The sequence below is a fragment of the Rothia koreensis genome (genome assembly GCF_052232265.1).
Taxonomy (GTDB): domain Bacteria; phylum Actinomycetota; class Actinomycetes; order Actinomycetales; family Micrococcaceae; genus Rothia; species Rothia koreensis.
Genome location: NZ_CP197643.1, coordinates 2,289,878 through 2,315,514, shown reverse-complemented (window position 1 = coordinate 2,315,514; position 25,637 = coordinate 2,289,878). Strand labels below are relative to the sequence as shown.

Annotated in this window: 20 protein-coding genes and 1 pseudogene; 13 read left to right on the top strand and 8 right to left on the bottom strand. The window is 64.1% G+C overall.

All coding sequences use genetic code 11. The features are described from left to right. Positions 1–130 precede the first annotated feature (130 nt). The 3 genes from ACTSLZ_RS10275 (at position 131) to ACTSLZ_RS10265 (ending at position 3,041) form a co-directional block, all read left to right on the top strand. Positions 131–1,033 (top strand): alpha/beta hydrolase family protein, encoded by a 903-nt coding sequence (locus ACTSLZ_RS10275; RefSeq protein ID WP_443094944.1) that lies wholly within the window; start codon positions 131–133, stop codon positions 1,031–1,033. Positions 1,034–1,066: 33 nt separating this feature from the next. After that, on the top strand, positions 1,067–1,546 hold the full coding sequence (locus ACTSLZ_RS10270; protein ID WP_162421382.1) for a MarR family winged helix-turn-helix transcriptional regulator: 480 nt from the start codon (positions 1,067–1,069) through the stop codon (positions 1,544–1,546). Between the two features lie 169 nt (positions 1,547–1,715). Further along, positions 1,716–3,041, top strand: a complete 1,326-nt coding sequence (locus ACTSLZ_RS10265; protein ID WP_397556000.1) for an MFS transporter — start codon at positions 1,716–1,718, stop codon at positions 3,039–3,041. A 175-nt stretch (positions 3,042–3,216) separates the two neighbouring features. On the opposite strand, the gene ACTSLZ_RS10260 is transcribed toward ACTSLZ_RS10265, so the two are convergent. Next, positions 3,217–3,906: an HAD family hydrolase gene (locus ACTSLZ_RS10260; protein WP_443094943.1), complete on the bottom strand. Its 690-nt coding sequence runs from the start codon at positions 3,904–3,906 to the stop codon at positions 3,217–3,219. A gap of 230 nt (positions 3,907–4,136) precedes the next feature. Here ACTSLZ_RS10260 and ACTSLZ_RS10255 point away from each other — a divergent pair. The 3 genes and pseudogenes from ACTSLZ_RS10255 to ACTSLZ_RS10245 form a co-directional block, all read left to right on the top strand. Then, a pseudogene (locus tag ACTSLZ_RS10255) lies at positions 4,137–4,310 on the top strand (GntR family transcriptional regulator); the annotation flags it as partial. Between the two features lie 75 nt (positions 4,311–4,385). Continuing rightward, the gene (locus ACTSLZ_RS10250; RefSeq protein ID WP_443096130.1) at positions 4,386–4,874 is read left to right on the top strand and encodes a GntR family transcriptional regulator; all 489 of its coding nucleotides are present in this window, start codon (positions 4,386–4,388) and stop codon (positions 4,872–4,874) included. 179 nt (positions 4,875–5,053) lie between these two features. Continuing rightward, positions 5,054–6,511 carry an MFS transporter gene (locus ACTSLZ_RS10245; protein WP_443094942.1) on the top strand — a complete coding sequence of 486 codons (1,458 nt, stop codon included), beginning with the start codon at positions 5,054–5,056 and terminating at the stop codon, positions 6,509–6,511. A gap of 70 nt (positions 6,512–6,581) precedes the next feature. Here the strand turns inward: ACTSLZ_RS10245 and ACTSLZ_RS10240 are convergent, their stop codons facing one another. The 5 genes from ACTSLZ_RS10240 to ACTSLZ_RS10220 form a co-directional block, all read right to left on the bottom strand. Next, positions 6,582–7,313, bottom strand: coding sequence for a DNA-3-methyladenine glycosylase I (locus ACTSLZ_RS10240; protein WP_443094941.1), 732 nt, complete (start codon positions 7,311–7,313; stop codon positions 6,582–6,584). Then, positions 7,310–8,035, bottom strand: a complete 726-nt coding sequence (locus ACTSLZ_RS10235) for an alpha-ketoglutarate-dependent dioxygenase AlkB (protein ID WP_443094940.1) — start codon at positions 8,033–8,035, stop codon at positions 7,310–7,312. The genes ACTSLZ_RS10240 and ACTSLZ_RS10235 overlap by 4 nt, the downstream gene beginning before the upstream one ends. Before the next feature lie 131 nt (positions 8,036–8,166). After that, positions 8,167–9,696: a glycerol kinase GlpK gene (gene glpK, locus ACTSLZ_RS10230; RefSeq protein ID WP_129315406.1), complete on the bottom strand. Its 1,530-nt coding sequence runs from the start codon at positions 9,694–9,696 to the stop codon at positions 8,167–8,169. Between the two features lie 96 nt (positions 9,697–9,792). Further along, positions 9,793–10,599: an MIP/aquaporin family protein gene (locus tag ACTSLZ_RS10225; protein ID WP_129315356.1), complete on the bottom strand. Its 807-nt coding sequence runs from the start codon at positions 10,597–10,599 to the stop codon at positions 9,793–9,795. A gap of 142 nt (positions 10,600–10,741) precedes the next feature. Next, positions 10,742–12,493: an FAD-dependent oxidoreductase gene (locus ACTSLZ_RS10220; RefSeq protein ID WP_443094939.1), complete on the bottom strand. Its 1,752-nt coding sequence runs from the start codon at positions 12,491–12,493 to the stop codon at positions 10,742–10,744. Between the two features lie 141 nt (positions 12,494–12,634). Here ACTSLZ_RS10220 and ACTSLZ_RS10215 point away from each other — a divergent pair, with 141 nt between their 5' ends. After that, entirely contained in the window at positions 12,635–13,621 is a 987-nt protein-coding gene (locus tag ACTSLZ_RS10215) for a sugar-binding transcriptional regulator (protein ID WP_178980019.1), read from the top strand. A gap of 160 nt (positions 13,622–13,781) precedes the next feature. On the opposite strand, the gene ACTSLZ_RS10210 is transcribed toward ACTSLZ_RS10215, so the two are convergent. Then, positions 13,782–14,519 carry a LysR family transcriptional regulator gene (locus ACTSLZ_RS10210; protein WP_443094938.1) on the bottom strand — a complete coding sequence of 246 codons (738 nt, stop codon included), beginning with the start codon at positions 14,517–14,519 and terminating at the stop codon, positions 13,782–13,784. Between the two features lie 206 nt (positions 14,520–14,725). On the opposite strand from ACTSLZ_RS10210, the gene ACTSLZ_RS10205 reads away from it, so the two are divergent. The 5 genes from ACTSLZ_RS10205 to ACTSLZ_RS10185 all read left to right on the top strand — a co-directional run bounded on the left by ACTSLZ_RS10205 (position 14,726) and on the right by ACTSLZ_RS10185 (position 20,957). Then, on the top strand, positions 14,726–18,172 hold the full coding sequence (locus tag ACTSLZ_RS10205; RefSeq protein ID WP_443096129.1) for a bifunctional proline dehydrogenase/L-glutamate gamma-semialdehyde dehydrogenase: 3,447 nt from the start codon (positions 14,726–14,728) through the stop codon (positions 18,170–18,172). A 99-nt stretch (positions 18,173–18,271) separates the two neighbouring features. Continuing rightward, positions 18,272–18,658, top strand: coding sequence for a glycine cleavage system protein GcvH (gcvH, locus tag ACTSLZ_RS10200; RefSeq protein ID WP_129315352.1), 387 nt, complete (start codon positions 18,272–18,274; stop codon positions 18,656–18,658). A gap of 250 nt (positions 18,659–18,908) precedes the next feature. After that, positions 18,909–19,361 carry an FHA domain-containing protein gene (locus ACTSLZ_RS10195; RefSeq protein WP_129315351.1) on the top strand — a complete coding sequence of 151 codons (453 nt, stop codon included), beginning with the start codon at positions 18,909–18,911 and terminating at the stop codon, positions 19,359–19,361. 12 nt (positions 19,362–19,373) lie between these two features. Continuing rightward, complete coding sequence (ftsR, locus tag ACTSLZ_RS10190) at positions 19,374–20,117, top strand: transcriptional regulator FtsR (RefSeq protein ID WP_443094937.1); 744 nt, start codon at positions 19,374–19,376, stop codon at positions 20,115–20,117. 258 nt (positions 20,118–20,375) lie between these two features. Continuing rightward, the gene (locus tag ACTSLZ_RS10185) at positions 20,376–20,957 is read left to right on the top strand and encodes a MerR family transcriptional regulator (protein ID WP_129315404.1); all 582 of its coding nucleotides are present in this window, start codon (positions 20,376–20,378) and stop codon (positions 20,955–20,957) included. Positions 20,958–21,026: 69 nt separating this feature from the next. Here the strand turns inward: ACTSLZ_RS10185 and ACTSLZ_RS10180 are convergent, their stop codons facing one another. Continuing rightward, positions 21,027–21,824 carry a ParA family protein gene (locus ACTSLZ_RS10180; RefSeq protein WP_178980017.1) on the bottom strand — a complete coding sequence of 266 codons (798 nt, stop codon included), beginning with the start codon at positions 21,822–21,824 and terminating at the stop codon, positions 21,027–21,029. 271 nt (positions 21,825–22,095) lie between these two features. Between ACTSLZ_RS10180 and ACTSLZ_RS10175 the strand changes: the two genes are divergently transcribed. Then, positions 22,096–25,542, top strand: a complete 3,447-nt coding sequence (locus ACTSLZ_RS10175; RefSeq protein ID WP_443094936.1) for a pyruvate carboxylase — start codon at positions 22,096–22,098, stop codon at positions 25,540–25,542. Positions 25,543–25,637: the final 95 nt, after the last annotated feature.

Genomic DNA, 25,637 nt, shown 5'->3' with positions numbered 1-25,637 from the left:
CCAGGCACCCCGGTGCTTGTGGTGAGGTGGCTCATATCCGATACGCTCGGTATCGTGAAGTGATCGGTGGGTTCACCCCTCCGGATCCAGAGTACGCGGCGCTGGAAGGTGCCGTGGGGAGGAGCCTCGAGTGACAGCCGAATCGTCCACGACCGCGGAGACGGTTGCCGAACCCGAGCGCTTCGAACTGACCAGTGAGCGGGGCCTGCCGATTTCGGTGTCGAGCTGGGGCGACTGGGCTTCGGCCGAAGGTGTGGTCCTGGTGGTTCCGGCCATAGCCACTCGCGCTCGGCATTACAACGCGTTTGCTCGCTGGCTCGTGGGCCAAGGGTTTGTGGCCGTGACCTTCGACTTTTCCGGCTACGGGGATTCCCTCCGGGGACCGCTCAAGGACTCGCCGGTGAACATCCTGGATTGGGCGCGGGACGCGCGCACGGTTCTCGACTGGGTCGCTGAGAAAGATGCGACGCTGCCCGTGACCTGGGTGGGTCACAGCCTGGGCGGCCAACTTCTGGGCCTTGCCGGTGACCGCGGCGTAACACAGAGCATTTTTGTCGCGACCGGTGTCGGATCCGGCTGGAAGTCACCCTGGCAGACCGCAGTGCCGGGAATGGTGATGTTTTTCCTCGTCGGGCCGATCGCTCAGAAGCTCTGCGGCTACTATCCGGGGCGCCGGCTCAGGTTCTTCGGGAACCTTCCCTCCGGTGTGATGAGTCAGTGGAGAACATGGGTCGCCTACCCTCGGTATATCCTGGGGGAGCGGCCGTGTCTGGCTCCGCGGTACGCGAGCATCACGTCGCCGATCATCGCGGTGTCCTTCACCGACGACGTCGTCATGTCCAAGGCGGCGCTGCGGATGTTGCTGTCCTTCTATTCGGGGGCCCGAAAGATGCATTTTCGGTTCTCGCCGAAGAGGTTGGGGGTCGGGTCAATCGGCCACATGGGGTCGTTCCGGGCCGCGAGCGCCGGCATCTGGAGTGCCGTTTTTCTTCCATTTCTCGCGAAACGCCGGGGGTCACCGGCAGATAATTAGCAAAGCTAAGTTTCTTGGGGTATAATGGGTGGCATGTCAGACTCGCACCTGAATACCAGTCCTTCGGAAGCCCACGAACTGTCCGCTTCCGACTCCGAAAAAGCTACGGAATTGATCGTGCTGGCCAGCCGATTCGTTCGCGCGGCATCCCGTCACAGCGGCCGTGAGCGCTCGACCATTGTCCTGCGCACACTCTCGAACCTGAGCCTGGCGGGACCCATGCGGATCGGCGACCTCGCCAGTGCGGAACACATCACTCAGCCGACCATGACCGGTGTGCTGAAGCGTCTGGAGGCCGAAGGCCTCGTCAAGAGGAAAGCGGATCCGTTCGACGGTCGTGCTCAGCTCATCGATATCACCCCGACGGGCAAGGAGGCTCTCGACGACTTCCGCAAGAAGGCCACGCGGCGAATTCAGCCCGCGCTGGCCCAGCTGACCCTCGAAGAGCGGCAGACCCTGTGGAGGGCCTCGGGCATCTTCGAGGCCCTGAGCAAGCAGCTCGACGTCTTGTAGCAATCACCAGAATCCGACCGGGGTCCGCGCGAACTGGCGAGGCTCCGGTCGGATCCACCGGGAAATCACTCTGGAGTTGCCAGGGTGCTTTCTTTTGCATATTTATATAGTGAGGCAATGTGTGACGGTTTCGCACCGAGGCGGTCGCACGCAGTGGAGGAAAAACCCAATGAGTACCAGTACACCTACCGGATCGCATCCCGTGGTGGAGACACGGATTCAGGAGCCCGAACCGGCCCCGGAGAAGAAGCAGTCCATCCTGCGTCAGCCCATTGCGGTATGGGCGATCGCATTCGCCTGCATGGTCTCCTTCATGGGCATCGGGTTGGTCGACCCGATCCTGCCCGCCATCAGCAAGGAGTTGGACGCGAGTGCGGGGCAGACCATGTTGCTCTTCACGAGCTATCTCTTCATCACGGGCATTGCCATGTTCTTCACCGGCTGGGTATCCAGTCGCATTGGCGTCAAGACGACCCTTCTGGTCGGTCTGATTCTGATCATCGCTTTCGCCGCGCTGGCGGGCGCATCCGGAACCGTCGGCGAGATCATCGGCTTCCGTGCCGGGTGGGGCCTGGGCAACGCGTTGTTCATTTCCACGGCGCTCTCGGCCATCGTCGGAGCCGCGGCGGGTGGAAGCAGTCAGGCCGTGATGCTGTACGAGGCCGCTCTCGGCGTCGGTATGGCCGTGGGGCCGCTCGTCGGTGGGCTGTTGGGCTCCATTTCCTGGCGTGGTCCGTTCTTCGGTACGGCGGCACTCATGGCCATCGGGTTCATCGCGATCATCAGCCTTCTGCGGGCACCCAAGAAGGACGCGTCCGCACCCGTTCAGAAGCACGCCTTCACCGCTGGTCTCAAGGCCCTCAAGGACCCTGCGCTGCGCGTTCTGGCTTTTACGGCCCTGTTCTACAACTTCGCCTTCTTCGTGCTCCTGGCCTACAGCCCTTACCCGCTCGAGGCGGCCGCGGCGAAGCACGGCACTGAATTCGGAGCCCACGAACTCGGCCTGGTCTTCTTCGGTTGGGGCGTCGCCCTGGCCATCGCTTCCGTCTTCCTTGCGCCGATCCTGACACGTCGGTTCGGGCTCCGCCCGGTACTGTTCGCGATGCTCGGGCTTCTGGCGGTCATGATGGCGTGTGCCGCGGTATGGCACGAATCCGTGGTCGCCTTGATCGTGTTCATCGTGATCGCCGGTCTGGGGCAGGGTGTTATGAACACCGCGCTCACCGAGACGGTCATGGAAGCGACAAGCCTGCCGCGGTCGATCGCGTCGTCCACGTACTCAGGTGTGCGTTTCATCGGCGGTGCTATCGCCCCCGCGGTCGCCGGGCCCGTGTCCGACGCGGTGGGAGCCGGCGCCCCCTACTGGATGGCTGTGGCGACTCTTGCGGTGTCCATCCTGGTGCTCGTCTTCGGCGGCCACCTCCTGACTCGTGCCCAACGTCCTCACGAGACGGCCGTTGCTGAGGCCGAGGCGATCACCCGCGGGGCCGACTGATAGTTCGTGAGTAGGTGAGTGGCTACGTCGCCGAGGAAGAAAGCCGACCGCAGGGTTGCCTGCGGTCGGCTTTCTTGTTGTCGGCCCAGGGTTGGCTTGCTGGGTCATGGGCCAGGAGCCTCTGGCAGATGAGCCGCGTGGTGAGCCCGGTTGTAGGCAGGTGACAGCGCGGAGATCAGTGCAGAAGGTGCGGGTCCAGCGATGTGATGGTGTGGTGTGCAAGAGTGTGCAGAGCGTCGACGGGCAGACTGCCGGCGACGCCGACCGTTTCCACGCCTGCTGCGCGAGCGGCCATGATGCCGGTTCGCGAGTCCTCGAACGCTACTGCTCGACATGCATGGAGACCGAGGCGGTCCAGTGCGTGCAGATATCCTGCGGGGTCGGGCTTTGGACTGGTGACGTCCTCGAGCGCGACGACGCCGTCCAGGTCAGCCAACAGGCTTGCCTGCTCCAGTGCGGGAATCACGACGTCTCGGCTGGCGGCTGTCACTACCATGAGGCGTTTGCCCATGCGGCGGGCCTCTTTTACGAATGATTTGGCGGCTGGGGAGATAGTACTCTCTTCCCGAGTTCGCTCAAGATAGAGCCCGTTGAAGATCTGCAACAATTCGTGTCCTGAGAGGTGTGACACGCCTGCTTCCTCGCGAAGAATCCCGAACATGTATTCCTCGGTGAAGCCGACAAAATCGGCGTAATATCGGTCACGGCTGAGATGGATTCCCAAGTGCTCCGACGAAACATGGCAGATGAGCTCTGCCAATGAATCCTCGTCATCAGATAGCGTTCCGTTGTAATCGAGTAATAGAGCATCGGCTTGTCGAATCCGGGACCTCAGATCGGCGCTCTGCCTCGGGGCTGCGGGCATCGTAGACACTCCTTCGCTTATTTGAGTCAAAGGCGATGCTAGCACCGATGAAATGGTCGGTGTGGTCATGGCGCGAAAGCTTATAAAAGGTTTAAATAAATGGACCATATGCCTCTGGACACCATCGAAGTCTGCTAATAACTTATTGAACATGTGAGACATAGCACTCATATTCGATGATCGTTGGGTGATTGGAATCTGAGGGCCAACCCAGCTCGGGACTCGGGAGGATGATCATGTGGGAATTACGCCATGACCTGCTGCTCTTCATCGAGCGTGTTCGCCTCGACGGAGGCGTCAGGCTCCCTCCGGAGCGGGACCTTGCGCGGAAGTTCGGAGTCGCCCGCGGAACGCTCCGCAAGGAACTCACGGAGCTGGTCAGATCGGGTTGTCTGGAGCGTCGCACCGGACGAGGCGGCGGTTCCTTCATACGGTCTGTCGACCGACCGCGCTACGTCGAGCCTCTCCCTGAACCGCCAATGCTGATCACTCGTGACCTCGACCGTGCCGCAGGCGTGCCTACGTGGCTCGCCGAACAGGGGCATGCGCCCGGGACTCGGGTGCTTCGCGCGACCGAACGACGGGCGAACCCCGTGGAGCAAGAAACCTTGGATCCGGAGGACGGAAAGGTCTTCGCGATCCAACGGGTCAGATCGGCCGACGGAATTCCGGTGTCCCTCGAGGAAATGACGCTGCCTGCCCAGCGTTTCCCTGGGTTGCTCGAAGATTCACTTGCGTCGGTCTACGAGCTCATGGATCGCGAATACGGCGTCAGGGTGGCCCGCTGTGAAGAGACCATTCTCTCCGCGGTCGCATCGCCTGCATCCGCCGTACTTCTCTGCGTGGAGCCAGGATCCGCTCTGCACGACATCCGGCGGCGGGCCTATGACTCCCGCGGTGCATGCTTCGAAATTTCCCGGGATCTCTTCCGGGCTGACCTGACCAGATTGACGACCACGAGTCGTTGATCCTGGTCCCGACGTGATCATGATCGCGAACCGTCTCATGCGTCCGGCGCGTCCTTCGTGACCCGGACGAGTCATCTCCCTGCCAAGCCGACAAGGTGCCCGCAGGCCTGCCAGGGACAGCGAACAGATCAGGCGGGCCGCAACTCTGCAGACAAGAGAAACACCGAAGGGACAATGCCATGAGACAGCCCTCGACGGACAGACCCGAGGACCGGGCGGGGTACAACTCGGACCGTTCACATGCCACGAAGCCAACCCTCTCGGGGGTTCACACATCGGACCCGACGGGATCTTCCGGCGACCGAACGACGGCGCCGCGTACGTATCGTCAGGTCCTCAAGAGCTGGCAGCTTCGCATATTTCTCATCTCCTGGGTCGGCTACGCCGCCTACTACTTTCCGCGCAACGCCTTTTCGGCCGCAAAGGTGGGTGTCCTCGACGACGGCGACATGAGTCGCGAGGCCCTGGGCGTGCTGGACTCGGCTTATCTCGCGGCCTATGCGGTGGGACAATTCATCTGGGGCACGGTTGCCGAACGCTGGGGTGCCCGAATCGTCATCGCTGGCGGCATGGTTCTGGCCACGGTGGCTTCCGCAGGGATGGGGCTGGTCCCTGCCCTGTGGTTGTTCGTCCCTTTGATGATCGCGCAGGGGCTCGCGCAGTCCACCGGGTGGGCCGCGTTCAGCAAGAACATCGCGAGCTTCTTCGGGACCCGTGTTCGGGGGAGGGCCATGGGCCTCTTCGCAAGCAGCTACGCCTTCGGCGGCCTCGTCGCGGTGCCGGTGATGGGGTGGTTTGCCTATTCGGTCTTCGATTCGTGGCGATGGGCATTCTTCGTCGGATCCGCTGTCATGGTCGCGGCGCTCGCCGGCTTTCTTCTGATGCAACGCAATGCCCCCTGCGACGTCGGCCTGCCAGACGTCGACGACCCGGAGGCGTTCTGGGACGAGCCTTATGATGCAGATCAGTTCCATGGCGAGCGGAAGGCGAAGCCGAGAGGGAGGGGACAGCGAGGGGTTTCGCGGGATGGCTTCAGACCAAGTGACCTGTTGGCCGCGGTTCGCCACGATCCGATGGTTCTGCGGCTCGGGATCGTCTACTTCTTGCTCAAGCCGGCACGATACGCTGTCCTGCTTTGGGGCCCGGTTCTGGTGACGGATGCGATCCCGGAGTTGGACGGAGTCACTGCGGTGATGGCTCCCGTGGCGTTCGGTATTGCAGGCGTGACGGCCCCCATAGTGACGGGGTGGCTCTCGGACACGTTGTTCGGTGCCAGGCGCGTGCCTCCTACAGTGATTTCCCTTCTGGTCCTTGTCGTTGCCTTCTTGGCGTGGCGTCCGTTTGCGAACACTGGTTCAGTGGTCCTGGTCGCCGTGCTTCTGGGCGTCGTCGGGCTGACGGCGTATGGCGCGGACGGCATGGTCTCAGGGGTGGCGGCGGTTGATTTCGGATCCAGTCGACATGCGGCGGGAGCAACGGGTTTTATCAATGGCTGTGGCTCCGTAGGAGCCATACTCGGCGGGCTGTTGCCGGGATTCTTCGGGGCCTCGACCGTATTCACGATCTTCGCGGTCACGGCCGGAGCAGCTGCGGCACTTCTGATCCGCTGCTGGAACACGCGCCCGGCCTCATCCTGACAACCAAATCCCGCTTCCGAATCCGACGGATCAGGGATACGCCCTGATCGCGTGACCCTTGGCAAGTGGTCTACAGCGGCAAAGGCACGAACGCGTGGCGGTGACCGTCTGGCGCATAGATCTTCGACACGGCCCGCTTGTGGCTTCCCACCCAGTGTGTGTCGACGATGCCCACCGCTTCCATGAGCGCGAAGATCGTCGTGGGTCCGACAAAGCGGAATCCGTGTTTCTTGAGCGCTCGGGCGAGGGCAACGGACTCGGGGGACTGGGTGGGAACCTCGTCGGCGCGAGTCGGAGAGGGCGTGGTCTCCGGGGCATGGGACCACACGAGAGCCGGAAGTCCGGAAGCTATCTGCAAGGATTCGCCGTCCTGCAGCGGGAGCGAGAACCCTTGGAGCATCGGATCCCGCTCCGCTGCTTCCCGAAGTTCCAGAGTTGCCCGGGCGTTGCCGATCGCGGCCATGATCTTGGGTCTGCTTCTGATGATGGAAGCGTCCTGGAGAAGTTCCTCAACGGTCTGATCGGTGTACTTTGCGACGACGTCGGGGTCGAAATCGGCGAAAGCTCGGCGGAATGCGTCCCTCCGGGCGAGGATCGTCGCCCAGGAGAGCCCGGCCTGGAAACCCTCCAGGCACACGCGTTCGTAGAGGCCCGCTTCCGAGATCACGGGCAGGCCCCACTCGTGGTCGTAGTACTCCCGCATCATTGCGCTGCCGTTGGCCCATGCGGTCCGCGGCAGATTCCGGCTGTCCGCCGTCGAATCGTCCGAGGCCGCCGTGCCTGAAGAAGGCGAAGCCGTCATTGCTTGTCCCATCCCGTCATTCGCAGGGTCATGTTGAACCGGCCGCTCCGTACAGGGCAGTCCGCAGGTGCCGTATTCGGCAGAATTCGTGGCACACCGTGGAACATGTAGCGGCTCGGTCCACCGAAAACTATCAGGTCGCCGGAGGCCAGTCGGACGTCCTGGTACGGTTTGGACTTCGTTTGTGGATTTCCGACCCTGAAAATCGCGGTATCCCCAACGCTGAAACTGACCACGGGTTCGCCGGAACGCTCGTCCTTGTCCTGGTGCATACCCATTCTGGCGGTCGGCTCGTAGTAGTTGATGAGCACGACGTCGGGCGTGTAGTCGCCGGCCCACGCCGCAACCTCCTTTTCGGAGAGGGCGGGCCAACTTCCGCCGTGGCTGGGGGAGTAGGCCTCCTGGACGGCTTTCCTTCCCCAACGGACGAGCCAGTTGGGAACCGGGAGCGGTGCCGCATCATCGAAGTGCCTCGCCCTCGGGGCGAGACCGCTCGAATCCCAATGCCAGCCGAGCGTCGTCAACCGGACCGACATCGGGTGTCCATTGATGAGGGGTGAATGCGGAGGAATCGGGCCCCGACCCCAGTCGTCCCATTGCCGCGCGAGCCAGGACTGACTCCGCGGCGTCAACCATCCGGGCAGATGCATGACGCCCGGCACGACCTCCCGCGGTTCGCGGTCGAAGGCATCGTCCGAAAACAGTCCTTCGGTCTCGGTCATCGCGCGTCCTTTCCGCACCGGGGCCCGGAGCCGAACACGGACTCCGGGCCATAACGAGCGAAACCCCGGACCACGCCGGTCGGGTTGACCCGACCGAGCGCGATCCGGGGTTCGAATCAGCACCTCACAGGCTACTCGGTGGATGTATCCTCATCCACCCAGTCGAAGGTCCGCGTGACGGCCTTCTTCCAGAGCCGGTACTGGCGCTCGACTTCCTTGTTGTCCATCTCAGGCGTCCAGCGCTTGTCCTCCTGCCAGTTGGCGACGACGTCGTCCTCGCCCTTCCAGAAGCCGACGGCGATACCAGCGGCGTACGCGGCGCCGAGGGCCGTGGTCTCGACGACCTTCGGCCGGATCACCGGTACACGCAACAAGTCCGCCTGGAACTGCATCAGGAATTCGTTGGCGGTCATGCCGCCGTCGACGCGCAACTCGGTCAGATCGACCCCGGAATCCGCGTTCATCGCGTCGATGACCTCGCGGGTCTGGAACGCCGTCGCCTCGAGGGCCGCCCGGACGATATGAGCCTTCTTGACGTACCGGGTCATGCCGACGAGCACCCCGCGCGCGTCCGGGCGCCAGTACGGCGCGAACAGCCCCGAGAACGCCGGGACGAAGTAGGTCCCGCCCGAGTCCTCAACCGATGTCGCGAGGGCCTCGGAGTCCGCTGCACTGTCGATCAGCTCGAGGTTGTCGCGCAGCCACTGGATCAGTGACCCGGAGACCGCGATGGACCCCTCGAGCGCGTAGACCTGCTTCTGGTCCCCGATCTTGTACGCGACCGTGGTCAGCAACCCGTTCTCCGAGAACACCGGGTCGGTGCCCGTGTTCATGAGCATGAAGTTGCCGGTGCCGTACGTGTTCTTGGACTGGCCTTCCCCGAAGCAGGCCTGGCCGAAGGTCGCTGCCTGCTGATCGCCCAGAATGCCGGCGATCGGGGTTCCCCGCAGGAAGCCACGGGCGCGACCGTATCCGTACACCTCGGCGGAGGACTTGATCTCCGGCAGCATCGACATCGGAATTCCGAAGTCGTCCGCGATGTCCTTCTCCCACTCGAGGGTGCGAATGTTCATGAGCATCGTGCGCGAAGCGTTCGTCACGTCGGTCACGTGCACGCCGCCCTCGGGTCCGCCGGTCAGATTCCACAGGACCCACGAGTCCGTGGTTCCGAACAGCAGGTCGCCCTTCTCGGCGCGCTCGCGGGCACCCTCGACGTTGTCCAGGATCCACTTGACCTTGGGGCCGGCGAAGTAGGTGTTCAGGGACAGGCCCACGCGATCGTGGTACTTGTCGTAGCCCTCGTCGCCGGCGAGCTCGTCGCAGATCTTCTGGGTCCGGGTGTCCTGCCACACGATCGCGTTGTACACGGGTTCGCCGGTGTTCTTGTCCCAGACGACCGCGGTCTCCCTCTGGTTCGTGATACCAACCGATGCGATTTCGTGGTGGTTGATCTCGGCGTCGGAGAAGCAGTCAGCAACGGACTTGCGGACGTTGCGCCAGATCTCGAGCGGGTCGTGCTCGACCCAGCCGGCCCGCGGGAAAATCTGCTCGTGCTCGTACTGGCCGACCGTGATGATCTGGCCGTTCTTGTCGAAGACTATGGCCCGGGAGCTGGTCGTTCCCTGGTCAATGGCGAGGATGTATTTCTTGTTTGTATTCATAGTCTCGGAGAACAACGCGTTGTTCCTTGTGCCGTCTTTCTGGTTGGTCATTCGGATTGCCTTTCCTGATGGGCCGCGTCCTTGCGGCCCGGTTTTCTAGAGGGCCACCATGAGCGGAACCACCAGGGCCGCGAGGAGACCGCCGACGATCGGTCCGAAGACCGGGATCCAGGAGTAGGACCAGTCGGAGGACCCCTTGCCACGAATCGGGAGGATCGCGTGAGCGATGCGCGGCCCCAGGTCACGGGCGGGGTTGATCGCATAGCCGGTCGGTCCGCCGAGCGAGATGCCGATGGCCAGCACGACGAGAGCGACCGGAAGCGGCCCGATCTCGCTAGGAGTCTTGTCGGAAAAGAGGATGAATGCAATCAGCACGAAGGTCGCGATGACCTCCGTGAAGAAGTTCCAGCCGTAAGCCCGGATCTCCGGACCGGTCGAGAAGACGCCGAGTTTGTCGGCGGCAGGTGCCTCGAGGTCGAAGTGCTTCTTGTGCGTCAGATAGACGAGGATGGCGCCGACGATCGCGCCGACCATCTGGGCAACAATGTAGATGACCACATTGCCGAAGGTCGCGGGGATTCCGTCGCTGAGATCCTTGTGGGCGGCCCAGAAGGACAAGGTGACCACGGGGTTCAGATGGCCGCCGGTCGCGTAGGCCGCGTACGCTCCCGCATACACGCCGAGTGCCCAACCGAAGGCGACCATGAGCCAGCCACCGGCGTTGTTCTTGGTGCGAGACAGGACCTGACCGGCCACGACGCCGCAACCCAGCAGCACCAGCAGTAGGGTGCCGATGAATTCTGAGGCGAACATGCCGAGCGTTGTCGGTACCCCGTTGTCCAGCAGTTGCGGGGCGAAGCCGAGGATCCCGGTGGACCCGTCGGCGAGCAATGAACCGGTCATGACCGCTCACTTTCCGGCACGTCTTCGTGCCTTTTTCTGTGTTACTGACACCGGCTCTCGACCGGTGGGTAGATGTCGGATGGGTGGAACACGGGCCGGGCGGTTGGCGCTCTGTCCTCCCGCCCGGCCCGGCAGCATCGGATCAGTCGGAACCCAGGATCTTGCGCGGCATGATCTCCGGGTCGGAGGTGACGACGTCGGACGCGCCGGCGTCGTCCTTTTCCTCCTCCGCGCGGGCGATGTTGCGAACCCGCTGCGCATAATTGTCCAGCTCGCGCTGGCGTCCGTTCTCGCCCCACCCGAGCTCGGCCGCCAGGATGTCGACGATTTCGGGGGCCGCGGCAAGACCGCGGTCCCGCTGTTCAAGGTCCAGGCGGACCCGTCGCATCAGGACGTCCTCGAGGTGGAGCGCACCTTCGTAGCGGACCGCAAGCAGAACCTCGGCCCGAAGGAACATGGGGGCATGGCTCAGCGGCTTGCCGAGCTCCGGGTCCTCGCGGACGAGATCGAGCACGTCGTCGATCTCGGAACCGTAACGATCCAGAAGGCTCTCGACGCGAGCGGCGGTCCAGCCGTTCTCCTCCGCGATCTCGCCGGCACGCGCCACGGCGGCCCGGTAGCCCTGGGCCCCGACCAAGGGGATGTCCTCGGTGACGGAGGGCCGGGCACCGGCGACGGAGCCGAGCGCGAAGTCCACGGCGTCCTTGGCCATCACGCGGTAGGTCGTGAGCTTGCCGCCCGCGATGGCCGACATGCCCGGGACCACCTCGGCCACCGTGTGCTCACGCGAAACCTTGGTCGACTGGGTCGAATCCTGGCCCTTGACTCCCGGCTGGAGCAAGGGGCGGAGACCCGCGTAGGTCGAAATGATGTCGTCCCTCGTCAGAGGGGTATCGAGGATCGCGTTGGCGTGATCGAGGATGTAGTCGATGTCCTCCGCGGTGGCCACTGGACGGGCGACGTCCTGGTCGTACGGGGTGTCCGTGGTGCCGATGACCCAGTAGCGCTGCCACGGGATGATGAACAGCACCGACTTCTCGGTTCGCAGGAAGATCCCCGACTCCGCGTTGATGCGCTCGCGGGGTACCACGATGTGCACGCCCTTGGACGCCAGGACCTGCAGGCCGCGTTCCTCGCCGGTCAGGCTTTCGGTCTCCTCGGTCCACACGCCTGTCGCATTGATGACGTGCTTCGCCTTGACCTCGTGGACGTCCTGGGTCTCCAGGTCGGTGATTTTGGCACCGACCACGCGTCCGGTCTCGGATTTCAGGAGGCCGGTGACCTGGGTGCGGCTCGCGGCGAGCGCGCCGTAGCCGGCCGCGGTGCGGATGAGGTCGATGACCAGGCGGGCATCGTCGACACGGGCGTCGTAGAACTGGATGGCGCCGGTCAGGGCGGAGTCCTTGATGTCCGGGAAAATCTGCTTGGCACCCTTTTTGGAGTAGTGCTTCTGCGTCGGCACGGTCTTGTGTCCGCGGGCGCCGGCAATGGCCATGGCGTCGTACATTCCGATGCCGACGGCCGAGTAGCTGCGTTCGATGACCGGCATCTTGAGTGGCCACAGGAAGGGCTGGGCCTTGACGAGGTGCGGGGCCAGGCTCGTCAGGAGCAGTCCGCGCTCCTTGAGGGCCTCCGCGACGAGTTTGAAGTCCAAGTTGAGCAGGTAGCGCAGGCCACCGTGGACGAGCTTGGAGGACCAGGCCGACGTGCCGGATGCCCAGTCGCCGGCGTCGACGACGGCCGTGCGCAGACCGCGCGTCGCCGCGTCGAGAGCGATGCCTGCCCCCGTGACTCCACCGCCGATGATGAGGACGTCCACACCTTCGGCATCCGACATTTCCTGCAGAGCCTTGTGGCGGGAAGCCGCGGTGAGGTGGGTTGCGGCGGTTTTCATGGAGCCTCCTTGATCGTGGTGGTTCATTCCGATCGCGTCCGCGCGGCGCGGTGACGCCGAGGACCCGATTCCTCCATTCTTACTCAAACGTGAAAGAATGATCATCACTTCTGCACAAACGTTCACCTCAAGGGTTCCGACATGAACAAACGTGATGACCTGGCTCACAAAGCGGCGACGATGTACTACGTCCAGGAGCAGACGATGGACGCGGTCGCCAAGGAGTTCGACGTCTCCCGGGCAACCGTGTCCCGGTTGCTCAAGTACGCCCGCGATACTGGGCTGGTCCGAATCACGGTCGCCGACGCACCCAGCGAACGCAATGAGCTGGGTGGGCGTCTGGAAAAGATCTTCGGGATCCACGCGCAAGTCGTTCCGGTCCGGGGGAGTTCCTCGCCGATCGGGCAGATGGAGCAGGTCTCACGGGTTGCGGCGTCGGCTCTCGATGGGATGATGGAGCCGGGCACGGTTCTCGGTATGGCCTGGGGGTCGACCGTGACCGAGATGTCCCGTCACCTCGTGCCCCGCAAGGTCCCGGATTCGGTCGTCGTGCAGCTCAACGGGGCGGGCAATGCCCGTCGATCGGGAATCCCGTACACGGGGGCGATCCTGAACTCGGTGGCCGAGGCCTTCGGTTCCCAGATCGTCCACTTTCCCGTGCCGGCCTTCTTCGACTACGCCGACACGAAGCAGGCGATGTGGCGGGAGCGCAGCATTCGGAGCGTTCTCCACCTTCAATCTCAAGTCGATGTTGCCGTGTTCGGGGTCGGGGCTCTGAATGGCCCGGTTCCGTCCCACGTCTACAGTTCCGGATACCTCGATGAAAGGGACTTCGACGTGCTCTCCAAGGAGGGCGTCGTGGGCGACATCTGTACCGTGCTTCTCAGGGAGGACGGTACGTGGCAGGACATTGAGATGAACAGAAGGGCGTCGGGGCCGACGCCGGTCGAGCTGTCCCGCGTCCGTCGGCGGTTGTGCGTCGTTTCCGGTCCGCACCGAGCCGGTGCGCTCCTCGGCGCTCTGCGAGCCAGAGCGGTGACCGACCTCGTCGTCGACTCCTTGACCGCCAAGATTCTGCTCGATAAGACTGCGGCCGCGCGCACCCTCCAGCCTCGCGGCCACGAGTGAACTTCTACAAGAGCTTGACCTTCATGGCCGAGATTTCGAGTGCGCGTCGTACGGCTTCGATGGCCGGTCTCTGGGCCATGTCTCGCCTGGCCGAAGTGAAGACTCGCCGGTGCGGCAGATTCGGGAGCTCGATGAGCCGAACACGGGGCGTGGACCCGGCTCAGGCGAACCCCGGGAGAAGGCCTACAGCCTGGCCGCATTCCACGAGGTCGATGTGCGTCCGGACGTCGTCGAATTCGAACCGGACATCCGGTTCGAATCCTGCGGACCGACAGACGTGTTCCGCCCAGCTGCGGCTGGCATTCGAACGAGTCTCCATGACCCATGGTGCGTTGGCGGCGTCCGCGATCGAGTAGACCTCGGACTCGGGTGCAACGGCCAGCATGACGGGATCCTCATTCAGGGGGCGCGAGTCGAGCTCGGCGAATTCCCTGACCGCGTGGTGTGGGTACTGCTCCGCGATCACCAGGTCCACGTCTCTCATGTAGGTGTGTTCGAGGGCCGCCTCCGGTTCGCGTTGCAGTACTTCAACCTTGAGGTCAGGATGCGTCTCGGCCAGGGCCTCGAGCGTGTCCGTCAGCAACGCCATCGCCGCGGTCTGGAAAATGGCGAGACGCACGGTGCCGGCGGGGGAGTCGTCCGTGGACTCGAGGGCTGTCTGGGCAAGCGTCAGCTCGTGCAGTATCTTCTCGGTATGCTCGACGAGGATCCGGGCCTTCGGCGTGAGTGCGACCGTCCGCCCTTGTTTCAGGAGAAGGCGGTGCCCGCATTCCTTCTCCAGGGCGGTCAGCTGCTGGGAAACGGCTGACGGGGTGTACCCCAGGACATCCGCGGTTTCCGCGAGGGTTCCGCGGGCGGACAGTTCCTGGAGGACGCGCAATTTCCGGACGTCGAGCATGTTCCTCAATTCATGAGCCGAGCTTACGAATAATCGTAAATTTCAGTAACTTTTTCTAACTGAAATCATGGTACATACTGGACCGGAGCGCGCTGTGCGCACACGTCAATGGAGACGTACGCTGTCGGCTGTCTTTGCGGCACCGCTACTTCTAGAGGAGGCATTTTTTGTCGTCGAACCCTTTCGCTTCCGTGGAATACCAGAAGATGGCCACCGAGGCCGGAAAGATTGTCAGGGGCTGGTTGGAAGCCTCTCGGGACGTTCCGGAGGACAAGGCTGCGGCCCAGCTGGCCGGCGTCCTCAAGGACCCCCACGGGCTCGAATTCACTGTAGGTTTCGTTGACGAGGTCATTCGCCCCGAGGACGACGCCGCGGCGGGCAAGAACCTCGGGCGACTCGCGCCCATCGTGCCCAAATTCCTTCCCCCGCACCTGCGCGCGGCCGTCCGCGCGGGCGGAGTCGTGGCCCCCAAGATGCCCTGGCCCACGATCCCCGTCGCGCGCAAGGCGATGAGGGACATGGTGGGACACCTGATCGTGGACGCCCGGGACGAGAAGCTCGGTCCCGCGATCAAGCACCTGACGGCGGGGGGCAACAAGCTCAACATCAACCTCCTCGGCGAGGCCGTTCTCGGCAACGAGGAGGCCGAGCGTCGCCTGCGCGAGACCGAGCGCATCCTGCGCCGGGACGACGTCGACTATGTGTCCATCAAGGTCTCTGCCGTCTCGGGACCGCACTCTCCCTGGTCCTTCGACGCGGTCGTCGATCGCGCCGTCGAACGCCTGACGCCCCTCTACGAGTACGCGGCCCAGGCCGGAACCCAGAAGTTCATCAACATGGACATGGAGGAGTACAAAGACCTCGACATGACGATCGAGGTCTTCACCCGGATTCTGGACCAGCCGCACCTGAAGAACCTCGAGGCCGGAATTGTGCTCCAGGCCTACCTGCCGGACACCCTCGAGGCCATGGAACGCCTTCAGGAGTGGGCGGCGCGGCGCGTCGAGAACGGCGGCTCGCGGATCAAGGTCCGCTTGGTCAAGGGCGCCAACCTCTCGCTCGAAATGGTCGAGGCCGTGGTCCACAAGTGGCCACTGACCACCTGGGATTCGAAGGAAGCCACGGACACCAATTACAAGAGGGTCCTGGACTATGCGCTCAGGCCGGAGCACACCAAGAACATCCGCCTCGGCGTCGCGGGCCACAACCTGTTCGACATCGCCTTCTCCTGGTTGCTGGCCGAACACCGTGGCGTTCTCGACGACGTCGAGTACGAAATGCTCATCGGCATGGCGGCCCAGCAGGCCGAGGTGGTCCGGCGCGACGTCGGCCAACTGCTGCTGTACACGCCCGTGGTCCGTCCCGAAGAATTCGACGTCGCGATCTCCTACTTGGTCCGCCGCCTCGAGGAGAACGCCTCGAGCGAGAACTTCATGTCGGCCATCTTCGATCTGAACGACAGCCAGTTCCTCTTCGACCGCGAGAAGGCACGCTTCGAGCGCTCGCTCGAGAAGGTCACCTCCGAGATTCCCGCGCCGAAGAGGCAGCAGAACCGTTCGGAGGAGACCGTGGACAACGTCTACTCCCCGGGCGAGGTCTTCGAGAACACGCCGGACACCGACACGTCCCTCGCCCACAACCGCGAGTGGGGCAAACAGATCCTGGCCCGGGCCGAGAATTCGGACCTGGGGCGCGAACTCGTGGAGAAGTCGGTTCTCACCTCAGAGGATCAGGTCCTCGACGCCGTCGCACGCGCCAAGAAGGGCGGCCGGGAATGGGGATCGCGACCGGCCCACGAGCGTGCCGAGATCCTGCGGAAGGCAGGCCGAGTTCTGGGCGCGAAGCGCGCGGAGCTGCTCGAGGTCATGGCTTCCGAGGCGGGCAAGCTGCTGGACCAGGGAGACCCGGAGGTCTCCGAGGCGATCGACTTCGCCAACTACTACGCGGGACTTGCCGAAGCCCTGGAGAAGGTCGACGGCGCCCAGTACCACCCCTCCCAGGTCACCATGGTCACCCCGCCGTGGAACTTCCCGGTGGCCATCCCCACGGGCTCGACCCTGGCGGCTCTGGCGGCGGGGTCGGCGGTCCTCTTCAAGCCCGCCGGCGAATCGAAGCGTTGCGGTGCCGTCATCGCCGATGCCCTGTGGGAGGCCGGTGTGCCGCGGGACGTTCTCCAGCTGGTCCAGCTGTCCGAGAGGGATCTGGGGCGCACGATGGTCTCCCACCCCGACATCGACCGGCTGATCCTCACCGGAGGATACGAGACCGCCGAACTGTTCCGGTCCTTCCGCAAGGATCTGCCGCTTCTCGGCGAGACCTCGGGGAAGAACTCGATCATCGTGACCCCGAACGCGGACTTGGACCTCGCGGTCAAGGACGTGGTGAACTCGGCGTTCGGCCATGCCGGCCAGAAATGCTCCGCCTGCTCGACCGTGATTCTGGTCGGCACGGCAGCGACCTCACAGCGTTTCAGGAACCAATTGGTCGATGCGGTCAAGTCCCTCCACATCGCATACCCGACCGACATCCGCGCCGAAATGGGGCCGGTGATCAAGGCTCCGGAAGGGAAGCTCAAGCGCGGCCTGACCACTCTGGGCGACGGCGAGCAGTGGATCATCGAGCCGAAGCAGCTGGACGACTCCGGCAAGCTGTGGTCCCCAGGGGTCCGCGCCGGCGTGAAGCCCGGGAGCGAATACCACATGACCGAGTACTTCGGTCCGATCCTCGGCGTCATGACGGCGAAGACGCTCGAGAAAGCCATCGAGCTCCAGAACGCGCCGGAGTACGGCCTGACCGCCGGCCTCCATTCGCTGAACTCGGACGAGCTGGCCACCTGGCTGGACCGCGTTCAGGCAGGAAACCTGTACGTGAACCGGGGGATCACCGGAGCGATCGTGCGCCGTCAGCCCTTCGGCGGGTGGAAGAAGTCCACGGTCGGTTCGGGAACCAAGGCGGGTGGGCCCAATTACCTGGTCGCCCTGGGCGAGTGGACGTCCCAGCCCGCTTCCGCGATTGCCTCGCCGTCCAACGAGAACGTGAACCAGCTCCTCAACAGGGCGCGCGAGCCGCACGCCCTGACCCGCGAGGAGATCGAGTTCCTCTCGCGGTCCGCGTCGGCGGACGCAGAAGCGTGGAGCTCGGAGTTCGGCGTGCGCCACGATCCGTCCCAGCTGGGTATCGAACGGAACATTCTCCGTTACGTCCCGCAGAAGGTGCATGTGCGCGGGGACGAGGAGGCCTCGTTGGCGGAGGTTCTGCGCGTCGTGGCAGCCGGGCTGGCCGCCGAGGCCCCCGTCGAACTCTCCGTTTCGCGGCAGTTGCCGGTCTACGTCCGGGGTGCCCTCGACTCGGCAGGGGTGAACATCACCGTGGAGACCGACGAGGCCTGGCGCACCGCATTGCGCGGAATCCGGGACATCAAGCCCAGGGACCTCGACGGAACCCGCTTCGAGGGGTGTCGGATCCGCTACATCGGAAACGACTCGGGGTCGGTGTTCGATGCCCTCAACGGCCGCTCCGACGTCGCGGTCTACCACGGGGAGGTCACCGAAGCCGGCCGGGTCGAAATGCTTCCGTTCGTTCGCGAACAGGCAGTGTCGATCACGGCCCATCGTTTCGGCAATCCGAACCACTTCTCGGATGGTGTGATCTAGCACCCCGCCCCACGTGGCCCGTGTAATATTGATGCCGGTGCCGACCTTGGTCGGCACCGGCATCATCACTGCAATCCTTCATTGTCGAGAGGGCGATTCATGAGCACTATCCCCGCCGAACTTTCCTACACTTCTGAGCACGAATGGATCTCGGCCGCGGACTCGGACGGAGTCGTCAGCGTGGGCATCACCGATCACGCCCAGGACTCCTTGGGCGACGTCGTCTACGTGGATCTTCCGGACAGCGGGTCGACATTCGAGGCCAACGAATCCTTCGGCGAGGTCGAATCGACCAAGTCGGTCTCGGATCTCTACATGCCGGTCGCGGGCGAGATCGTGGAGGTCAACACGGAACTCGCGGATCAGCCGGAGGTTCTCAACTCGGATCCGTACGGTGCCGGCTGGCTCGTCCGCGTGCGCCCTTCCGACCCCGAGTCCCTGAAGGGGCTGCTCGACGCGAAGGCCTACGAAGCCGAGATCTCCTGATCCGATCGCGTTGTCAGGGAATTCATCACTATTGCCTAGCCTGGTGGGCAGTCCTTTTCAGGTCTGAACGCTAGACTTTAAGTCTCAGGTCCAGGTCCAAGCTCGCGCGTCGCTTTCTCTCGCAACGGGAGAATGCATGAGGCCGTGTCGGAGCGGACGGACCCGGCTCCAGGGGAAGGCCCCTCAGCCTTCTCCTGCTGAGCCATGCTGGGGCGCTCGTGTGCGCCCACGATCGAAGGGGAAGAAACATATGACCGATCATCAGGATCCGAGCCCGGATACGACCGCGTTCGGCGTGACCGCACCCGGCGCGAATGCCGGGCACCAACGACAACTGGCCGAAGAGGAGATCGCGGCGATCAAGGCCTTGCCCTCCGAATCGGCGCTGCTCATCGCGCAGGAAGGGCCTCAGCACAGCGCTCGCTTCCTGCTCGACGCGAGCATGGCCAAGGGCGGCACGAACGACGAGGGCATCGTCGCCGGCCGTCACCCGGAGGCGGACATCTTCCTCGACGATGTCACCGTCTCGCGCCGCCACGCCCTGTTCCAGTTCAACGCGGGTCGTTTCGACCTCACGGATGTGGGCTCGCTCAATGGAACCTATGTGAACGGGGATCGCGTGGACCACGTGACGCTCAAGAACGGCGACGAGGTCCGCATCGGGAAGTTCGCTTTCATCTACTACGCGAGCGACGCTCAGTAGGGCGGCGTCGAAATGACGACGACGCAGCACGAGAGCAACGACGAATCATCCGAGCAGGATTCCGGCAGGAAAACCAAGGACAAGACCATTGGCCAGGTTCTGAGCCACCTCGAAGAGTCCTTCCCCGACCTGAGCGCTTCCAAAATCAGGTTCCTCGAAGATCGAGGTCTGGTCTTCCCCCAACGGACCAACACGGGATACCGCAAGTATTCGAGCGAAGACATCGAACGTCTCCGCACTGTCCTGACCCTCCAGCGCGACCAGTACCTCCCGCTCAAGGTCATCAAGGCGAAGGTGGACGAGCTCGAACGCCAGGGATTCCCCGAGAGCGGATCCGAAGCCGGTGAACCTGGTGGGGAAGTCCCCGCGGTGAAGGCACGCCCGCAGCAGCCGCGTCGATACACGATGCGGGAGCTGTCCCGTCACACCTCGGTGGATCTTCCCATGCTTCGCGAACTGATCAATTACGGCCTGATTCAGGAGCAGTCGGACGGAACCTTCGACGAATACGCGGCCCAGGTGACAAACCTGTGCTCCCAATTGACCGCGCATGGTCTCCAGCCCAGGCACTTGCGACCGTTCCGTGCGGCCGCCGATCGGGAAGTCGCCTTGGTGGGGCAGACGATAGCGCCGATGGCGAGCCGCCGGGACGAGGAGTCCCAGGAGAAGGCGTCGCGCACGGCACGCGAGCTTTCGGCACTGTGCACGAACCTGCACGCCACGCTGGTCGCGGACCTCGTGGAGAAGAGTTGGTAGAGTGGGGCACACTCGCACGGCAAGGCGCGGGGGACGTGACCGACGAGCAACCGGCAAGACACGGACGAATGTCTTTGATTAGCCCGCTCCGTCGCTCTAACGTCTAATTCGGACGATGACCTCACTGGTTGAAGGAGGACCCGCGTGGGCCAGCATGGATCGGACAACGACCCGCAGCGGGATCGTCTTACCATCGCATCCTCGGAGATCCCTCACACGGTCGAGCCTCCCGAGTTCGACGAGCAGCTTCTTCCCGGAATGGAAGGCATCGTTCCGGCCCCTCCGACGGGTCGCCAGGGCATGTTGTTCGACGACGATCTCGTGGCCCTCGACGAAAACATCGGGTACCGGGGCCCCATCGCCTGCAAGGCCGCGGGTATCACCTACCGCCAGCTGGATTACTGGGCACGGACGAAACTGGTCGAGCCCACGGTCCGCGGAGCCAAGGGGTCGGGGACCCAGCGTCTCTATTCCTTTCGTGACGTCCTGGTCCTGAAGATCGTCAAGCGCCTGCTCGACACGGGAGTCTCGCTCCAGCAGATTCGTTCCTCGGTCGAACACTTGCGCACCAGGGGTGTCGAAGACCTGGCCCAGATCACGCTCATGTCCGATGGTGCGAGTGTTTACGAATGCACGTCACCGGATGAGGTCATCGATCTCGTCCAGGCCGGACAGGGTGTTTTCGGAATCGCCGTCGGGCGAGTCTGGCGGGAGCTGGAGACCAACCTTTCGACCATGCCCGGCGAGGACATGCGCGGACCTCTCGCGGAAGAGGGCAAGGACTTCCCCGGGGACGAGCTTTCGGCACGACGTGCCGCCCGGAACAACGCCGCGGGCTGATCAGCGCAGCCAGCAATTGGTCCCGGACCAGTTGGCGAACAGGCCCCGCCGTGAGGCCGCGCGACGGGATCAGCCGGCCACGAGACCCTTGAGAATCGTGTCGAAAGCCTCGGCCATGGTTGCCGCCGCCCGGTAGTCGGTCCACGCGTGGACAGGCGAGGCCGAACCCTGAATCTGCTGCCACAAGGAGTCGTCCGAGATCGTCGGAGAGACCACCAGACGGCCGAACATCCCCTTCATCTCCTCGATCCGGTACCGGTGCTCGGCCGATCCCTCCTGGACCTTGTTGACGACGACGCTGGCCGCCTCGACCTTGAACTCGTTCTCGGATTCGAACCTGGCGATCGCGCGCATGGTTCGCTCGGTGCCGGCAACGGAGAACAGGCTCGGCTCGGCGACAGCGAGGACCTTCTGCGATGCTGCCCAGGCAATCATGGTCAGCGTGTTGAGTGTGGGCGGGCAATCGATCAGGACCAGGTCATAGTCCTCCGTCGCGGACAGCGCCGAACGCAATCGGCTCAAGTTCTTCCGGGTTGCCGGGAGGTGGTCGAAGGCCACGGACCCGGAGGAGCCGACGATGACGTCCAGGCGGGGTCGAGGGCCCGCCGCGGGGTCCCAGCGCCAGCCCGCGGGAACACGTGCGGAGCCGATGGCCTTTTTTCTGGGCGATCTCAGCACCGCGGCGGCGTCGGCACCTTCCGAAGTGTGGGTGGAGACCGCCAGGCCGGTGCTCGCGTCTCCATGAGGATCCAGGTCGACCACCAGAGTGTTGAGGCCTCGAACGGCGGCGGCAGAGGCCAGCCCCAAAGTTACCGAGGTCTTCCCGACGCCGCCCTTGAGGGAACTGATACTGACAACCTGCGTCACACGAACCTCGCGATGATGTCGACGACCAAATGCCCCAACATCATACCGGGCCCGGACCCGAAATCCTGACCGCTGGATCCGCACCCGCGGAGTCCGGAATGCGAGTGTTGGTCGGACGTCACAAAGTTTCGGACGGCGGGGTGGTCTACTAGGTTAGTGCAATCACGGAAACCCGTAATATACGACATACCACTGAGCTGAAGAGCTCCGATCGTCGAGACAAGTCCGGTGCTCGCAAACCTATCGCGAGCCGGGGCGGAAACGGTTATCAATGTTCTCCAAGATCCTGGTCGCCAACCGCGGCGAGATCGCCATCCGTGCTTACCGCGCGGCGTACGAGTTGGGCGCCAAGACTGTTGGCGTATTTCCCTACGAGGACCGTCACTCCATTCATCGCCAGCAGGCAGATGAGGCCTACCCGATAGGCGAGGAAGGCCATCCCGTACGGGCCTACCTCGATGTGGACGAGATTATTCGTGTGGCCAAGGAAGCCGGCGTCGATGCCATCTATCCCGGCTACGGATTCCTGTCGGAGAACCCCGACCTGGCCAAGGCCGCGGAGCGGGAAGGCATAGCCTTCATCGGACCTCCCGCTGACGTCCTGGACCTCGCAGGAAACAAGGTCGAGGCGCTCAAGGCGGCGAGACGAGCCGGAATTCCCGTCCTGGATTCGACCGAACCTTCAGCGGACAAGGACAAGCTCATCAAGGAAGCCGATGACATCGGCTTCCCGATTTTCGTCAAGGCCGTTGCCGGCGGTGGCGGACGAGGCATGCGGCGGGTCAACACCCGTGAGGAGCTTCCGGATGCGCTCGCCGCGGCCATGCGCGAAGCGGAGACCGCATTCGGAGACCCGACGGTCTTCCTGGAACAGGCCGTGCTGCGGCCGCGCCACATCGAGGTGCAGATCCTGGCCGACGCGGCGGGGGAGACCGTTCACCTCTTCGAGCGCGACTGCTCGCTCCAGCGCCGTCACCAGAAGGTCGTCGAGATCGCTCCCGCACCCCACCTGGATGAGGAGATCAGGCAGAACCTCTACCGGGACGCCGTCAAGTTCGCCAAGGAGCTGGGCTACGTCAACGCGGGAACCGTCGAGTTCCTGGTGGACACGGTCGGTGAACGCGCCGGACAGCACGTGTTCATCGAGATGAACCCGCGCATCCAGGTCGAGCACACCGTGACCGAAGAAATCACCGATATCGACCTCGTCCAGTCCCAGATGAGGATCGCCGCAGGGCAGAGCCTCAAGGACCTGGGCATCAGCCAGGATTCGTTGCGCATCCGAGGTGCCGCACTCCAGTGCCGCATCACCACGGAGGACCCGACCAACGGCTTCCGGCCCGACGTCGGAAAGATCAACGCCTACCGGTCGGCCGGTGGCGCGGGGGTGCGCCTGGATGGCGGCACGGTCTACGCGGGCGCCGAAATCTCCCCGCACTTCGACTCGATGCTGTGCAAGGTGACCTGTCGAGGCAAGGATTTCGACACGGCCGTCCAGCGGGCTCAGCGCGCGTTGGCCGAATTCCGGATTCGAGGCGTCGCCACGAATATCCCGTTCATCGCCGCGGTGCTCGAGGACCCGACCTTCCAAGCAGGCGACGTCTCGACACCGTTCATCGATGAGCACCCCGAACTGCTGACCAAGAAGCATTCTTCGGACCGCGGGACGAGGGCGCTGACCTACCTGGCGAATGTCACGGTCAATCAGCCCAATGGGCCCAGGATCGAGGGCATCGATCCCCGGACGAAACTGCCGAGGTTCCCGGGCGACAAGGTCGAGGAGCCCTTCCGCAGCCCCTTCGACGGATCTGACCATGTCCCTCCGGCCGGGTGGCGGCAGAAGCTGCTGGACCTCGGTCCCGAGGGCTTTGCCCAGGCTCTGCGCGATTACAAGCCCCTCGCGGTCACGGACACGACGTTCCGCGATGCCCACCAGTCCCTGCTCGCGACCCGCATCCGCACCCGTGACCTCTTGGCGGCCGCACCTGCCGTCGCGCACGTGACGCCGGAACTGTTCTCGATGGAAGCCTGGGGAGGCGCGACCTACGACGTCGCCCTGCGGTTCCTGAGCGAGGACCCGTGGGAGCGACTCCGCCTGCTGCGCGAGGCGATGCCCAATATTCCGATCCAGATGCTGCTGCGCGGACGGAACACCGTGGGATACACGCCGTACCCGACCGACGTGACGGACGCTTTCGTCCAGGAAGCGGCCGAAACCGGCGTCGACATCTTCCGGATCTTCGATGCCCTCAACGACGTGTCGCAGATGGAGCCCGCCATCAAGGCTGTCCGCGGCACCGGGACTGCCGTGGCCGAGGTCGCCATGTGCTACACCGGCAATCTGCTGGATCCGGACGAGCAGACCTACACGCTCGACTACTACCTGGATCTGGCGGAGAAGATCGTCGACGCCGGCGCCCACATCCTCGCGATCAAGGACATGGCCGGGCTTCTCAGGCCCGAGGCCGCTCGTCGTCTGGTCTCCGCCCTGCGCGAGAAGTTCCCGACCATCCCGGTCCACTTGCACACCCACGACACCGCGGGAGGCCAGCTGGCGACCTTGTTGGCCGCCTCCGACGCCGGCGTCGACGCGGTCGACGTCGCCTGTGCCGCGCTGGCCGGAACCACGAGCCAGCCATCGGCCTCGGCCCTGGTTGCGGCCATGGCCAATACGGAGCGTGACACGGGGATGTCCCTGGACGCCGTCTCCTCCCTCGAGCCGTATTGGGAGTCCGTGCGATCGATCTACGCACCGTTCGAGAAGGGGCTGACTGCTCCCACGGGCCGTGTCTACCAGCACGAGATCCCGGGCGGTCAGTTGACGAACCTGCGTCAGCAGGCCATCTCCCTCGGTCTGGAAGAGCATTTCGAAGCCATCGAGGACATGTACACGGCGGCGAACCGGATGCTGGGAGACATCGTCAAGGTCACCCCGTCCTCCAAGGTGGTGGGCGACCTGGCACTTCAGCTCGTGGGCATGAACGTCGATCCGAAGGAATTCGAGGAGAACCCCGCCAAGTTCGACATCCCGGCGTCGGTCATCAGCTTCCTCAACGGCGAGCTCGGGACCCCGCCCGCGGGGTGGCCGGAACCGTTCCGGTCGAAGGCGCTCGAAGGTCGCAAGGAAGAACCCAAGATCACCGAGTTGTCCCCGGAAGACAAGGAGGCGCTCCAGGGGGATTCGGCGACCCTGCGTGCGACGCTGAACCGTCTGCTCTTCCCCGGACCCACGGGAGACTTCGAAAAGGCGACCGAAGAATTCGGGGACGTCTCGGTACTGCACACCAGGGACTACCTGTACGGCATGGTCGAGAAGCGCGAGCACGTCATTTCCCTCGGCAAGGGTGTGCGACTGCTCGCGACGCTCCAGGCGATCTCCGAACCGAACGAGAAGGGCGTGCGCCAGGTGATGTGCACCCTCAACGGCCAGCAGAGGTCCATCGACGTCCGGGACGAATCCGTGGAGTCCAACGTCAAGGCCGCGGAGAAGGCGGATACATCGAATCCGGGACACGTGGCAGCACCCTTCGCCGGGGCCGTCACCATCACCGTCGCGGAGGGTGACGAGGTCAGCGAAGGCGACCAGGTCGCGACGATCGAAGCGATGAAGATGGAAGCCTCGATCACCGCGCCGACATCCGGCAAGGTCTCGCGTGTCATGTTCAATGACATCCGACAGGCCGCCGGTGGAGACCTCGTCATCGTGATCGAGAGCTGAACCAGCGATCGCCCTTGTCCCGTCGCCGCGCTGCGGTGACGGACCCGGGCCGCGATCGAAATGGGCGCACCGGGCCCCGGCTCCATGGAATGAAG

Excerpts from the sequence above, each read along its gene's own strand:
- ACTSLZ_RS10270 (WP_162421382.1), top strand. The coding sequence starts at position 1,067 with ATGTCAGACTCGCACCTGAATACCAGTCCTTCGGAAGCCCACGAACTG.
- ACTSLZ_RS10265 (WP_397556000.1), top strand. The coding sequence starts at position 1,716 with ATGAGTACCAGTACACCTACCGGATCGCATCCCGTGGTGGAGACACGG.
- ACTSLZ_RS10260 (WP_443094943.1), bottom strand. The coding sequence starts at position 3,906 with ATGCCCGCAGCCCCGAGGCAGAGCGCCGATCTGAGGTCCCGGATTCGA.
- ACTSLZ_RS10250 (WP_443096130.1), top strand. The coding sequence starts at position 4,386 with ATGCTGATCACTCGTGACCTCGACCGTGCCGCAGGCGTGCCTACGTGG.
- ACTSLZ_RS10245 (WP_443094942.1), top strand. The coding sequence starts at position 5,054 with ATGAGACAGCCCTCGACGGACAGACCCGAGGACCGGGCGGGGTACAAC.
- ACTSLZ_RS10240 (WP_443094941.1), bottom strand. The coding sequence starts at position 7,313 with ATGACGGCTTCGCCTTCTTCAGGCACGGCGGCCTCGGACGATTCGACG.
- ACTSLZ_RS10235 (WP_443094940.1), bottom strand. The coding sequence starts at position 8,035 with ATGACCGAGACCGAAGGACTGTTTTCGGACGATGCCTTCGACCGCGAA.
- glpK (WP_129315406.1), bottom strand. The coding sequence starts at position 9,696 with ATGAATACAAACAAGAAATACATCCTCGCCATTGACCAGGGAACGACC.
- ACTSLZ_RS10225 (WP_129315356.1), bottom strand. The coding sequence starts at position 10,599 with ATGACCGGTTCATTGCTCGCCGACGGGTCCACCGGGATCCTCGGCTTC.
- ACTSLZ_RS10220 (WP_443094939.1), bottom strand. The coding sequence starts at position 12,493 with ATGAAAACCGCCGCAACCCACCTCACCGCGGCTTCCCGCCACAAGGCT.
- ACTSLZ_RS10215 (WP_178980019.1), top strand. The coding sequence starts at position 12,635 with ATGAACAAACGTGATGACCTGGCTCACAAAGCGGCGACGATGTACTAC.
- ACTSLZ_RS10210 (WP_443094938.1), bottom strand. The coding sequence starts at position 14,519 with ATGCTCGACGTCCGGAAATTGCGCGTCCTCCAGGAACTGTCCGCCCGC.
- ACTSLZ_RS10205 (WP_443096129.1), top strand. The coding sequence starts at position 14,726 with ATGGCCACCGAGGCCGGAAAGATTGTCAGGGGCTGGTTGGAAGCCTCT.
- gcvH (WP_129315352.1), top strand. The coding sequence starts at position 18,272 with ATGAGCACTATCCCCGCCGAACTTTCCTACACTTCTGAGCACGAATGG.
- ACTSLZ_RS10195 (WP_129315351.1), top strand. The coding sequence starts at position 18,909 with ATGACCGATCATCAGGATCCGAGCCCGGATACGACCGCGTTCGGCGTG.
- ftsR (WP_443094937.1), top strand. The coding sequence starts at position 19,374 with ATGACGACGACGCAGCACGAGAGCAACGACGAATCATCCGAGCAGGAT.
- ACTSLZ_RS10185 (WP_129315404.1), top strand. The coding sequence starts at position 20,376 with ATGGAAGGCATCGTTCCGGCCCCTCCGACGGGTCGCCAGGGCATGTTG.
- ACTSLZ_RS10175 (WP_443094936.1), top strand. The coding sequence starts at position 22,096 with ATGTTCTCCAAGATCCTGGTCGCCAACCGCGGCGAGATCGCCATCCGT.